General features: G+C 69.2%; 15 protein-coding genes and 2 pseudogenes. 7 read left to right on the forward strand and 10 right to left on the reverse strand.

Going from position 1 to position 11,659, the window contains the following annotated elements:
* Positions 1-182 precede the first annotated feature (182 nt).
* From ACFVVO_RS34380 to ACFVVO_RS34390, 3 genes are all read right to left on the reverse strand, one after another.
* Entirely contained in the window at positions 183-662 is a 480-nt protein-coding gene (locus tag ACFVVO_RS34380; RefSeq protein WP_386341258.1) for a hypothetical protein, read from the reverse strand.
* 414 nt (positions 663-1,076) lie between these two features.
* Complete coding sequence (locus ACFVVO_RS34385; RefSeq protein ID WP_390060310.1) at positions 1,077-1,364, reverse strand: hypothetical protein; 288 nt, start codon at positions 1,362-1,364, stop codon at positions 1,077-1,079.
* Between the two features lie 64 nt (positions 1,365-1,428).
* Positions 1,429-2,040 carry an alpha/beta fold hydrolase gene (locus tag ACFVVO_RS34390; protein WP_390060312.1) on the reverse strand — a complete coding sequence of 204 codons (612 nt, stop codon included), beginning with the start codon at positions 2,038-2,040 and terminating at the stop codon, positions 1,429-1,431.
* Between the two features lie 76 nt (positions 2,041-2,116).
* Between ACFVVO_RS34390 and ACFVVO_RS34395 the strand changes: the two genes are divergently transcribed.
* The 4 genes and pseudogenes from ACFVVO_RS34395 to ACFVVO_RS34410 all read left to right on the forward strand — a co-directional run bounded on the left by ACFVVO_RS34395 (position 2,117) and on the right by ACFVVO_RS34410 (position 4,580).
* Positions 2,117-2,605: a MarR family winged helix-turn-helix transcriptional regulator gene (locus tag ACFVVO_RS34395; protein WP_390060313.1), complete on the forward strand. Its 489-nt coding sequence runs from the start codon at positions 2,117-2,119 to the stop codon at positions 2,603-2,605.
* A 186-nt stretch (positions 2,606-2,791) separates the two neighbouring features.
* Positions 2,792-3,361, forward strand: a pseudogene (locus ACFVVO_RS34400) (IS5 family transposase); the annotation flags it as partial.
* A 144-nt stretch (positions 3,362-3,505) separates the two neighbouring features.
* Positions 3,506-3,910, forward strand: coding sequence for a PaaI family thioesterase (locus tag ACFVVO_RS34405; RefSeq protein WP_067271683.1), 405 nt, complete (start codon positions 3,506-3,508; stop codon positions 3,908-3,910).
* A complete protein-coding gene (locus ACFVVO_RS34410) occupies positions 3,903-4,580 on the forward strand; it encodes a TetR/AcrR family transcriptional regulator (RefSeq protein ID WP_390060314.1) in 678 nt (225 codons plus the stop codon). Before ACFVVO_RS34405 ends, ACFVVO_RS34410 begins: the two co-directional genes overlap by 8 nt.
* Here the strand turns inward: ACFVVO_RS34410 and ACFVVO_RS34415 are convergent.
* A complete protein-coding gene (locus tag ACFVVO_RS34415; RefSeq protein ID WP_390060316.1) occupies positions 4,568-4,798 on the reverse strand; it encodes a Tn3 family transposase in 231 nt (76 codons plus the stop codon). The genes ACFVVO_RS34410 and ACFVVO_RS34415 overlap by 13 nt on opposite strands.
* 34 nt (positions 4,799-4,832) lie before the next feature.
* On the opposite strand from ACFVVO_RS34415, the gene ACFVVO_RS34420 reads away from it, so the two are divergent.
* Positions 4,833-5,012: a hypothetical protein gene (locus tag ACFVVO_RS34420; RefSeq protein WP_390060318.1), complete on the forward strand. Its 180-nt coding sequence runs from the start codon at positions 4,833-4,835 to the stop codon at positions 5,010-5,012.
* Between the two features lie 448 nt (positions 5,013-5,460).
* On the opposite strand, the pseudogene ACFVVO_RS34425 reads toward ACFVVO_RS34420, so the two are convergent.
* A pseudogene (locus ACFVVO_RS34425) lies at positions 5,461-6,186 on the reverse strand (alpha/beta hydrolase family protein); the annotation flags it as partial.
* Positions 6,187-6,658: 472 nt separating this feature from the next.
* Between ACFVVO_RS34425 and ACFVVO_RS34430 the strand changes: the two are divergent.
* Positions 6,659-7,483 (forward strand): GNAT family N-acetyltransferase, encoded by an 825-nt coding sequence (locus ACFVVO_RS34430; RefSeq protein WP_390060319.1) that lies wholly within the window; start codon positions 6,659-6,661, stop codon positions 7,481-7,483.
* 72 nt (positions 7,484-7,555) lie between these two features.
* Here ACFVVO_RS34430 and ACFVVO_RS34435 read toward each other — a convergent pair whose 3' ends face one another.
* Together ACFVVO_RS34435 and ACFVVO_RS34440 are read right to left on the reverse strand one after the other, a co-directional pair.
* A complete protein-coding gene (locus ACFVVO_RS34435) occupies positions 7,556-8,008 on the reverse strand; it encodes a DUF6192 family protein (protein ID WP_390060321.1) in 453 nt (150 codons plus the stop codon).
* 194 nt (positions 8,009-8,202) lie between these two features.
* Positions 8,203-8,580, reverse strand: coding sequence for an STAS domain-containing protein (locus ACFVVO_RS34440; RefSeq protein WP_390060322.1), 378 nt, complete (start codon positions 8,578-8,580; stop codon positions 8,203-8,205).
* A 162-nt stretch (positions 8,581-8,742) separates the two neighbouring features.
* On the opposite strand from ACFVVO_RS34440, the gene ACFVVO_RS34445 reads away from it, so the two are divergent.
* A complete protein-coding gene (locus tag ACFVVO_RS34445) occupies positions 8,743-9,222 on the forward strand; it encodes an ATP-binding protein (RefSeq protein ID WP_390060324.1) in 480 nt (159 codons plus the stop codon).
* 118 nt (positions 9,223-9,340) lie between these two features.
* On the opposite strand, the gene ACFVVO_RS34450 is transcribed toward ACFVVO_RS34445, so the two are convergent.
* The 3 genes from ACFVVO_RS34450 to ACFVVO_RS34460 form a co-directional block, all read right to left on the reverse strand.
* Positions 9,341-9,589: a hypothetical protein gene (locus ACFVVO_RS34450; protein WP_390060325.1), complete on the reverse strand. Its 249-nt coding sequence runs from the start codon at positions 9,587-9,589 to the stop codon at positions 9,341-9,343.
* Between the two features lie 628 nt (positions 9,590-10,217).
* Entirely contained in the window at positions 10,218-10,694 is a 477-nt protein-coding gene (tpg, locus tag ACFVVO_RS34455; protein ID WP_390060326.1) for a telomere-protecting terminal protein Tpg, read from the reverse strand.
* Positions 10,695-10,810: 116 nt separating this feature from the next.
* A complete protein-coding gene (locus ACFVVO_RS34460) occupies positions 10,811-11,560 on the reverse strand; it encodes an IclR family transcriptional regulator C-terminal domain-containing protein (RefSeq protein WP_390060328.1) in 750 nt (249 codons plus the stop codon).
* Positions 11,561-11,659: the final 99 nt, after the last annotated feature.

An 11,659-nucleotide genomic window follows, 5' to 3' on the forward strand; every position in this document is an offset into this window, starting at 1 on the left:
ACACCGCGCACGCCGACGTCAATGCGGCCATCAACATCAAACACGCGGGCGGGCAGCCCGTGTCAGCCTGTGGAGACCTCGCCGCCAGGCGGTCTGTGAAGCAGGAACCTGAAAGCCGGGCGACCGGCCGAACCCCCTCATAGGGGAATCCCCCTCGTTCACGAGGGGGAGGACGTCAAACATCACTCGATACCGAGGGGGCCGATGCCCAGGTCCTCACGCATGAGGCGACGCATCTGCGCCATAGCCTTGCGTCGTCGCTCTATCAGGGGGGCGTCGTCGGCGGAGCCGACAGCCACTCCACGGGCATAGGCGTCGCGGATCGCGCGCAGGCGATGGAACGCCTCGTTCCCCGCCTCCACGACCTGCGGGGGGCCCACGAGCCAGAGGCGTTCGCTCGCCGTGTAGATGCCGGTGCCGCGCACGGCTTCCCGCACCGCCGCGTCGCGTGCCGACTCGGACATGTGGTCGCCCAGGGCGACGGCCCGTATCTCCTCACCCGCGGCTTTGAGGGCGGAAACATACTCCGTGTAGACCTCGCGCCGTACTTCCAGAGCGTGCCTGGCTTCCTCCCGCCGCCACCGGTTGCGGTCGGCGATCAGAGTGGCTGCGATGCCGATGACGGCACCGGTCAGCGTGGAGAGCAGGGGCGTCCAGTCCATGTGGCGCAGCTTGTCGAAGCCGGTGCGCTGGCGCCAGTGGCTTTCGCTACGCGTCGCTGTGACCAGCACTTTCGAAACGCGCCCCTAGCGCTCGCTGCGTGTCGAGCCAGGGATCGTCAGCTGCACGCGGTTGGTACGCAAGATGTTCGGTTGAGGTCCAAGAAGATGGCGGAGACGGGACCCCTGGACGGGTGCCGTTAGTCGTGCGGGTTGCTGTTGAGCCGGGCCGAAGCCTCACCGATGACGCCTACGTCAGCGAGCCCCGCTCGCCCCGCGCGGCCGTTGCGCGATCTCCGTGATCACCCCTGGTCGAGGACAGGGCCACTGCCCGCTTGGGGCGCCCGGGACGATGCTGCCTGCCTCACAGCGGAAGGGTTCCGCTGGCCGAGTCTCGGTGCTCACCAGCCGGTGGCTTCAGGCGTGTTCCTGCTCGTCCGTCTTCTCGCCGGCCGTGGGCTGGCCACGGCGTCGGCCCATCAGGGTGCATCCCAGGGTCACCAGGCCGATGGCGATGAGCTTGGCGGCCCCGTGGTAGCCAAGCGCCGACTCCTGCGGGGTGCCGGGCAGCCGGAGAAAGACCCATGCTGTCGCGATGCCCCCGAAAGCGATCAGTGCGATAGCCCCCCACGTTCCCAGGTCCGCCCACCAGGGTCCCGCGACGTAGTTGGGCTCGTCGGCCTGTTCAACGGCCTTGTCGTCCACGGTTTGATTCTCCTGCGCGTGAGGGGGCGGTCGCGCAGGAAGACGGGGGCCCGGCGCGGAAGGTTCACCGCCGCCAGGCCGGCTTCGTCCCCGCATGGTGCACGTACAGGCGTTTGAAGTCCTCGTCCACACCGGTACCCGCGGTTTCCCAGTCGAGGTAGGTGCCCACCCGCCGCTCGGTGGGCCGCAGCAGCATCCACAGTGCGCGCAGCAGGTAGCCCGGCCGGTATCCGCCGAACACCTGGGTCGGGTCGAGCAGCGCGAGGCGCTGCACCCGACGCGGGGCGTGCAGCGCGTACGCGGCGGCCACCCAGCCCCCGTACGAGTGCCCGCACAGGGCGGCCGCCGGCAGCTCCAGCCCGTCCAACACGGCGTCCAGCCACGCCGTGAGGTCCCGCGGCGTGCGCAACGGCAGTCCGGCGCGTTCGCTGCGGCCGACGTCGCCGAGGATGTCGACTGCGTACACCCGGTGCCGCGCGCCCAGCGCCGGGGCGTTGGCGAACCACGCCGTGCCGGTGGCTCCGCCGCCGTGCAGCAGCACCAGGGGCCGGCTGTCCGGCGGGCCGTAGGCGTGCACCCGGGTCGGGCCGTACGACGTGGGCACGGTCAGCTCGGCGGTCCCGGCCGGCCAGCGGGCCAGCAGCGCGTCGTAGGCGGCGAAGTATGTTTCGGACACACCGGCTCCTCGGCAGATCGCATGACATATTCTCTCGCTGAGCGAGATACTAGGCAGGCGAGAGGATGGCGCGTCAATGAGTACCGAGGAGACTCGACAGGACCCCCGGATCCGACTGGTCCACCAACTGCGTTCGGCGACAGTCGAGTTCGACCTGCTCGCCGCTGAGTTCGCCGCCCGCCACGCATTGCACCCCACCGACCTGCGGGCCCTGATCGCCCTGCTCGACGCAGCCCGGGCCGAACGACCCATGACGCCCGGCCGGCTCGGCGAACAGCTCCGCCTCAACTCCGCCGGCACCACCACCCTCATCGACCGCCTGGAGCGGCTCGGCCTGGTCCGCCGCGAACGCGACACCACCGACCGTCGGCGAGTCCTGCTCACCGTCGAACCACGGGCGGTCGACCTCGGCTGGTCTTTCTTCGGCCCCGCCATCGGCACGCTGCTCACTGCTATGGACGCCTTCACCCCGGTGGAACTCGACACCGTTGAACGCTTCCTCAGCGCGATGGCCATCGCCACCGCCACCGCCCGCGGGAATGCCGCTACCTCCCCTGACCCGTAGCCGAGCGCAGTTGGGCAGCAGGACGCTTCACATCCCGGCCGCACCGGCCACGCATGATGCCTCCGGGAGCCGACGACGCCGGGGAGTGTGACGACCAGTGACCTGATAGGCGACCATCACAACGCGCGTCTGGTGGGGTGGGAAGTCGTGGGGCAGGTAGCGCCAGGGGATGCCGGTGCGGTCGCCGTCTACGGCTACTTCGCCCGCTGGGCAGCCGACGGCATCTTCGACCAACTCACCGGCCTGTTACGCGGCAAAGTCCGCCAAGCCGAAGGCCGCACCAGCGAGCCCAGCGCCTGCCTGATCGACAGCCAGAGCATCAAAACCTCCGCCACCGTCCCCCTGACCAGCCAAGGCATCGACCCGGCCAAGAAGATCATCGGACGCAAACGGCACATCGTCACCGACACCCTCGGCCTCCTCCTGGCCGTCACCGTCACCGCCGCCAGCGTCCACGACTCCGCCGCCGGCACCCACTTGACCCGAGTCCGCGAGCGCCACCCCACCATCACCAAAGCCTGGGCCGACAACGGCTACAAGACCAAAGCCGTCGAACACGCCGCACACCTCGGCATCGACCTCGAGATCGTCCAACGCAACCCCACCGTCCGCGGCTTCCACGCCCAACCCCGCCGCTGGGTCATCGAACGCACCCTCGGCTGGCTCATGCACCACCGCCGCCTGGCCCGCGACTACGGGCGGCGGAGCCGAAGTGGGACGGTTCTCCAGACACTTGAAGTTGTCTCATCCGAGTGACAGCTCGGCGTCTCTCAGCACGCCTCCAATCGGCACCGGAAGCCGGCACAGCCCTGCAGCCTCGCGCCACAGGCGTGGACGCGAAGCGTGACGTCCACATAACATGTCACCGTTAACTTAACGGCGACAACCTGAGGGGTCGCGATGACCATCACCGCGCAAGACGTCTACACCTTGGCGCCGTTCGCCAGGACGCTCGGGATACGCTTCGGATCCCTCAAGGCCGACGCTGTCACCGCGCAACTCGCCTACACGCCCGAGCAGTCCACCGTCGGCGCCGCGATGCACGGCGGGGCACTGATGGGGCTGGCCGATGTAGCCGGCGCCGTGTGCGCCACGCTGAACGGGACCGCCGACACCGTCCCCGCGACCATGGAATCCACCACCCACTTCCTGCGGCCCGTACACGGCACCGGCGCCTTCGCGACCTCCCGCCCGCTGCACGTCGGCAAGTCAACGGTCGCCGTGGAAATCGACATCAGGGATGACAAGGACCGGCTCTGCGTCCGCGTCACTCAACTCGTTGCCCTCCGGAGGCGCCATGACTAAGGGACCCGGCCAGACCACGGCCGACGGCCGCGCCAGCACAACCGAAGGCCGTCGGCGCAGTCGCGCCAAGCGAGGCCACGGCGGCCGACTGAGGGACGAGCTCATCGAAGCGGCCGGCACGCTGCTCGACGACGCCGGCGAGGACGGCGTGACCATCCGTGCGGTGGCACAGGCTGTCGGGGTCAGCACCCCCTCGGTATATCTGCACTTCGACAACCGACTGGAACTGCTGCACACGGTGTGCCTCGGGATCTGGGACGAGCTCGGCCGACGGATGCTGAGCATCAGCGCCCAGACCACCGACCCGTTCGCCGAACTCCACCAGCGCAGTGTCGCCTACATCAGGTTCGGGCTCGACCATCCCCTGCGCTACCGCCTGGTCGCGACCGGACCCGCGACAGCCGCCACTGAGCAGGTCGCCGACGCCTGCTTCCGATTCCTGCGGGAAACGGTGCAGCGATGCGCCGACGCCGGCGTGCTCCATGGCGATGTGACGGCGCTGACCCGGGCCATTTGCGCGTGCCTGCACGGCGCCGTCTCGCTGCTGATCCTCCAGCCGACCTCGAAATGGCCCGACGACATCCCCCAGTACGCAGACGATGCCGCCACCCTCGCCTGCCAGGGCGCCGCCGCCCTCTCACGCACGCATCACGGCCGCTACGAAACGTGAACTGTTCTGCCCTGGGCAACGCTCCGCTCCGCCTCGCTGGCGTTCTCATCGGCTGACGGTTGGCGCAGCGGTCGGCGGCCGGCCTGCGCGGGGCGGGAAAAGGGCTGGTCCTCCCTGCCCTTGCGGTAGTGCTGGCGCAGTACGCCGCGCTGTCCGAAGAAGATCCGCCGGGCCAGGCGGTGGCGGGCCTCGGCGGTGTTGAGCTGCTTGCCGATCATGCGCCGATTTTGAAGTGGCCCAGACAGCGAGCTGATGTCTCATGAGACATATCAAAGTCTGGAGAACGACGGCTGGCGTGCACTGCTGTCCTGGGACGCTCACCGCCTGCCCCTGCGCTCCCGCAGGGGCACCGACCTCGAACCTTCCTTCCCGGAGCTGCGCGCAGGCGCCGAGCAGCTTCCCGACGCGACCGCCCTGGACGGGGTTATGTGACCTGTACGGGTGTCTCAGACCCAAGGTGTCTCAGGCGGTGCACCTCCGTAGACGAGACGCGTTCGCCGCCGATGGTTCGGGGAGCCGAGGATGGAGATAGGGCCGTGCGACCGTTGTCCGGTCCCAGCGACGTGTAGGCAGTCCCGCTTTTCTGTAGGCGAGTGCGCTCGCGTCCCCGTTTCCTGTAGGCAGGTTCCGTGGCTCTGTTCGCGAGTACCAGCAGCAGTTATTCACCAGTTTGAACGGTGTGCGCGGTCGGCTGCGATTCGAACAGTGCAGGAGTCTGGGCAGCGCAGAGGCAGCGAATACGGCTGAGGGTCCTGGGTGCCAAGCGCTTCACAACGTGGCGGCCGACCGCCCAGACACCGTCGTCGAGTACGAGCCCGCTGACTGTCCCTATGCGCCCTCTTCCGCCTCGCCCGGCAGGGCGCCGATGGGGGCGGGAGGCTTACTTGGATTCGACTCGTCCTACCGGGTTGGGGCCGGTCGTCAGTGCCTCGCATTCGGTCGGCCATGTGGGAGCGCCGGGGTGAAGCTGGGTGTGGAGATAGGCCGCGGTGAGCCGGGCGAGGGCGGCGACTCGCTCGGGGTCCTCGTCCGTGGTCTCGGCGGCGTCGTATCCGGCGATCCCGCCAAGTCCGTGCTCCGCGTCGAACAACGTGAACAGGGTCTTGGGTCCGGGGGCGAGGGTGTAGGGGTCGGCGTGCCAGTCCGGTCCCATGTCCGTGAAGTGCCGGGAGTCGTCCTTGTCGCCAGCGACGACCAGCGCCGGTGTGGTCATGGTGGAGAAGTCGACGGCGCCAATAATGGGCCACTGCTCGGCCATGGGCCCGTTGAAGGCGTCGCCGCCCCTGCCGGGCGCGGCGAGCAGTACTCCGGCCTTGATCCGAGGCTCGACGAGGTGCACCACGTTCCCGGTGCCGGGGTCATTGAGCCCGGCGCCCAGCAGGAGGGCGGCGGTGAAGCCGCCGAGCGAGTGTCCGGCGACGGCGACCTTGGCGGGATCGATCCGTCCCGCGAGCTGCGGCACAGCGCGTTCGATCAGGTCGAACCGGTCGAGGATGTAGGTCATGTCCTCGGCGCGGGAGCGCCAGAAGTCGGGTGCGCCGGGTGCGTCGGCGACCAGGTGGCTCAGTGTCCGGGAGGTGAGGTGGGTGGGCTGAACGACAGCGAATCGTGCGGGCGGTCCACCGCGAACTGGTTGTGCGTGCTGCCCGTCAGTCCCCGCCCGTGGACGCACCGTCGCTGACGACGCTGCACCGGGCGATCCGCCGTGATCTGACGCCGGGGGAGCGGGCCGGCCTTGCGGGTGGGGAGCGGGCGGCGCGCAAGCATGATGTGTTCCTGGCCCGGCCGCGCGGCTGGCGCAACCAGGTGTGGGAGACCGACCACGTCCAGGCGGCGGTGCTGGTCGATCCTCGAACAGGACATCCGAGCACCAGTCCCAGTCGAAGTCACGGTGGCCTTCCCGTGAGGGATGTTCCGTTCGGCTGTGACACTGACGGTGGTCTGGTGGAGGCTGGCGTCGCTGGCCCTGTGGGGAGGAAGCTGGGGTAAGGCCGAAAGCGCCAGAGAGCGTGGTGATCAGCTTGAGCCGGTTGGGATCACCCCGTCTGCGTCCGTATGAGTCGGCGGATGAGGCGGCGGTGCTTGAGTTGCTTGCGGCAGATCGGCTGCCTGGGCAGCCGATCTGCACCGCTTCGATGCTCGCTGACGCGCTGGCCAGCCGCTCAGTAGCTGATCCGGCTGCGTGGGCGGCGCTGGATGGGCTTGTCACTACTGTGCTGTGCACGCCCGATGGCGGCATTGGCGGCATCGTCTGCTGTGCCGGGCGCCCCTGCGACGACGCGTCGTTGATCTTGTGGCTGCACTGCCGTGACAGCTTCGAGACGGCCGCGACTTTGATCGCTCGGGCTCTGGAATGGAGCGGCGCCCGCCTCGTGTATGCCTTCCCACTCGCCTCCGCCCTCACCGGGGGCCTGATAGGTCTGCCGGAGCGCCGTAGCCGGGCTACGCACGAAGCCCTCCTGGCTGTGGGCTTCACCGGTCTGGGGCGGTGCCGGTATCTGCGTGCCGAGCTTCCCGTCGCAGGCTTGCCCCACCTCGGGGACGTGGTGCTGAAGGACACTGTCTCGCCGCCCGGCAAGCGTCTTGAGGTCCGCCGCTATGGGCGGGTGCTGGCCCAGGCCATCGTGGAGCGTCCTGTCGGCGGGGTCGGCGTGATCCGCAGCCTCACGGTCGCCCCGGATACCTGCGGCCTGGACTTGACCCTGGGTCTGCTGGGCAACGCTATGGACGTGCTCCTCGGGTTCGGTGCTCGCGAGACGATCGTCTACCTGGATGAGTCTCATGATGACCCGGAGTGGGATCCCGCCGCTGCCCTGCGCACGTATCTGTTCGCTGACTTCATCGAGGTCGACCGGCTGCTCACTTTCACCAGGCCGCCGACGCCGTCTGGGATGCGGGGTTAGACAGCTTGCGTGAGAGACTGGCGAGTGCTGGATAAGCCGTTCGTAATCCCTCGCATGTCGGCGAGGCGTTCATCATCCAGTCCAGTGACCTCTCCACGACCCGGCGACGGGGCAGGACCACAAACTCGGAGCAGTCCTCGGCCGGGCATCTGCCGAGCGGCCTGGGCGACGGGGCTGTGTTGTCGAAGTCCTTTCGCGGGCCTGCTGGCCCTGCACGGTCTGGGCGTTGACGTGGAAGCGGGCCGTGTCGTTGCACATCACCTTTAACGCGACTTCCAGCCGGCGCAGCAGCCCGGCGGTGGCCTTCACTGCCACCGTCTCATTGCGGGTGGGCTCCTCCACCGCTCGAATCTTGTCCTGCACCGGGACGTGGGCCGCGATCACCGCGGCGAAGAGAAGCGCTGCGGCCTCCGCCGAGCTGGCCGCGCACACCCGACGAGACTGGGCACGCCGGCAGATCCGCGCCATCCCCGGATCCCGCCCCGTTAGCCCGCCGACCGGAGCAGCATCCAGGCGGCTGGTCACCTGCCAACTATGGCCAAGCTCCTGTTCTGCGGGAGTGTGACACCCCCGGTCCTCTTGGCGCTGTAGGGGGGTGGCCCCAGGGATCCAGGGGTCCCGTGGCGCTCGCTATCCCCCGTTTGAGCGAGCAGTCGCGTACAGGGGGCAGGCAGGTACGTCCCCGTCATATGCCCGCCCCGTACGCGCTGCTGTCGAGGTCAGCCGGTCAGTGCGTGGTCGAGGGTTTCGCGGCAGTCGATGACGGTGTCGAGGCCGATGAGTTGCAGGGTGCGCAGCACCGTACCTGTCGGGTTTGACAGGCGGAGCCAGCCGCCGGCCTCGGTGAGGGTGCGGTGTGCGGCGATGAGGATGTTGATGCCGCTGGAGTCCATGAAGGTCACCTGCCCCAGGTCCACAACGACGTGGGGGCGGGGCGTGCCGGACAGGTCAAGGGCCTGGCTAAGCGCGTCGCCGGTGTGGTGGTCGATCTCTCCGGCCACTGTCAGGACGTGGATCCCGTTGGTGGTGGTGGCCACGATGGACAGCTGCTCCGGCTGCACAGCCTGTTCGGTGTCCGCCACTTCTTCCTCAGCCATGTCGGTGATCCTGGCACAGCCAGGTCTTCATCCGGAATCCGTTGCCCCGTATGTATCGGGTGATGCCCGGGTGAGACGCAGGCAACACAAGGGAATCGTGTATCACTCTCGCTGTGGCGGGTATCCGCGCGAAGTGTGAACGGGGTATTGAAGGTGGCCACGATGGAAGCAGCGCCTGTGGGTGAGGACGGCACCACGCCGGGCGAACAGGTCCTGCAGGCCACCATTGCCCTGGACGGGAACGACACGGTCATCGCCCAGGCCCGTCACCTGGCCGCCGACTTCCTCACCCATGTCCAGGCCGGCCATGGCCTGCCGGTCTCGCAGCGGGCCATGGATCTGACGCAGCTGGTGGTCAGCGAGCTGGTCACCAACGCCATCAAGTACGCTCCCGGCCCGGTGCTGCTGGATGTGCGGATCGCCGGCGACACGGTCGAGGTCGTGGTGTGGGACTCCGACCCGGTGCTGCCCGTCGCCCGGGCCGCGGACGTCGGCCGGGTTGGCCAGCACGGCCTGGAGATCGTCATGGCCGTCTGCCAGAGCTTCGAAGCGCAGCGGGAGCCGGTCGGCAAGCGCATCACCGTCCGCATCGCCCTGCTGGACGATCCAGGCGGCGCCATCGCCGGCCGCCGCCCCCTGTAACGCTTGCCTGCTGCTGCCGATGGTGGCGTTCGCGCTGTACGGAACGGACCGCATCGAGGACTGGCCGCCGGGCCCGCCTCGCAGCGACCGCGCTGCGCCGCTGCGGCCCGGGTGGCTGTCAGGGTTCCAGTTCCAGGCACAGTCCGACTTGGTGACCGCCGGCCCGGCCCTGCACCGGTGTCATGGCGCTGGCGCCATCGCTGGTGAGGGGCACGCTACTGGTCGACAGGGCCGCATACGCCTGGGCGAGTTGCAGGAGGGCGGCTGCGGCGGCGCCTGGCTCCTTGTCCACGACGGCGGCCGTTTCTCGCGTGATGGCGGTGAGCAGTGCGTCGCGCGCCTCGATGGCGGCGGGAACTTCACGCACCTTGAGCACTGCCGTCGGTGCGGGTTCGCGGGGGCGACGTCCTGGATTTCCATGTGCTCTCTTTCGCTCGAACCCTGATGCCGTGGGGCTTGCGCAGCAGCCCTCGGCACAGGGAGGGGTGGTGGGGCTTTCGAGTAGCGCTACCAGTGGACGGCCGGCCACGGCGGAGGCGCGCCGGTGCGCCCCTTGAGCGAGACCGATTCCGACCCGCTTCACCGGTCAACAGGGGGAGCGTCAGGGCCAGGCCATTGATCAGGAAGCGGCAGTTCGCCCAGCCGATGCGGCCACCTGACCACAGCGGCGGTGGTCACCCGGTGGTGTCCTTCCTGGTCTCGACTGCGGAACGCGGCGAGCCGGCCGGGCGTGCGGGTTCTTCGGCCGGTTCCGAGTCGCACGCTACCGTGCGTACCTGCTGCACGTTGCGGAGACGGCCAGGCTGCGCCCGCCACAGCCACCTGCGGCCCGCCGCCAAGGCCCGGTCGGCAGTGCAGCCGGGGCCCCGGGCGTGGACCCGGGGCACCGGGGCCGCTGCGGCAGCCGCTTTCCCTGTGCCGCAGCGACGCCTTTCCTGATGCGGGACCATAGTGGCCCGTGAACCGTGCAGGCCGCGTCCGCCGGCCCGGGCACGTCACCGCACCGTAAGAAGGCCGCCGGCGAACAGCTCCCGGGCGACCTCTCCTGGCAGGGGCTGGGTGATCCACCGCACCCGCGGATCGTCCGAGGACCCTGCCGGAGCAACGAACCCGAATCGCGCCCTGGTATGGAAGACGAAGCCTTCCGCCTCGGCCTGGGCACGCAGGCGGGCCCGTACCCGGGGCTGCCACCGCGCCAGGACCGCTTCTTCGATCGCCTTCACCTGCAGGGGACCCGGCGGGCGACGCGCTCCGGGCTTCTTCGTCACCCACCGCTGCACGGTGCGCTGCGACACTCCCAGCACGGCGGCGACCCTCCGGGTGGAGCCCCGGTGCGCCTTCAGCAGAAGGACCGTGCGGTGGTGCGGCGGGAGCGGGAGGAGCAGCACACGCGGCAGGCACTGTCGGAACTCGCTCTCGCCGGGCCGCGGGAAGGCGACGCGGCGAAGGTGGCGGCGCGCCGGCCGCCGCACCCTGCGCCGACGGCGGTCATGGGCCTGCCGGTGGGGGAGGGCGGTGCGCTGGAGGGTGAGTTCACCCCCGGCGCGGCCGCCTTTGTCAAAGTGACAGGTTGACCGGATCCCGTCTCCTACAGCTTCCGGCCGAGCGCTGCCGCGTGCTGCTGCATCACCGGGGCAACCCGGTCGCGGAGTTCATCGACGGTGACGCGGGAGCTTGAGGCGCTGACCGAGATGGCGCCGACCAGCTGGCCGGCCGGATCGTGGACCGGTACAGCGATGGAGAGCAGCCCGAGTTCGAGCTCCTCGGAGTTGATCGCCATGCCTGCGGCGCGGACAGCCCGGACGCGGTCTTCGACTTCGGCGGCCGTGGTGGGGGTCCCTGGGGTGCGTGCGGGAAACGGAGCGGCGGCGAGGTAGTCGGCCAACTCGGTTGAGTCCAGGGCGCCGAGCAGAACCTGTCCGGTGGAGGAGGCGTAGAGGGGGAGCCGGGCGCCGACACGTATGCCGTTGTCGATGAGCCGGGTGCCTTCGCTGCGCGCGATGAACAGTGATTCGTTGTCGTAGCGCACGGCCAATGAGGCGGACTCGTCGGTTGCGTCGCGGATGGCGGCGAGGTGCGGCTGGGCGAGTTGGGGAAGCGCGGCGGACTCGCCGTAGGTGGCGCCGATGCGCAGTACGCGGGGAGTGGGCGCGAAGAACTTCCCGTCGAAGGTGACGTAGCCGAGCTCGGTGAGCGTGTTCAGGCAGCGGCGTGCCGTTGCCCGGCTCAGGCCGGTGGCGCGGGACGCATCGCTGATGGTGAGCCGGGGAGTGCTGTCCCCGAATGCCTCGAGGACTGCCAGTCCCTTGGCAAGTCCTGCCATTCCTTCGACGGCCATGCGGCCTCCCCCCTTGACAGATGTGACTACTGGCAAATCTACTGGCGCTCTGTTCGGATAGCGAGCAAACGTTCGCATAGCGAACGAGGGTTGTCAAGC

Origin of the sequence: Streptomyces sp. NPDC058145, from assembly GCF_042884245.1 — a bacterium.
Classification (GTDB): Bacteria; Actinomycetota; Actinomycetes; order Streptomycetales; family Streptomycetaceae; genus Streptomyces.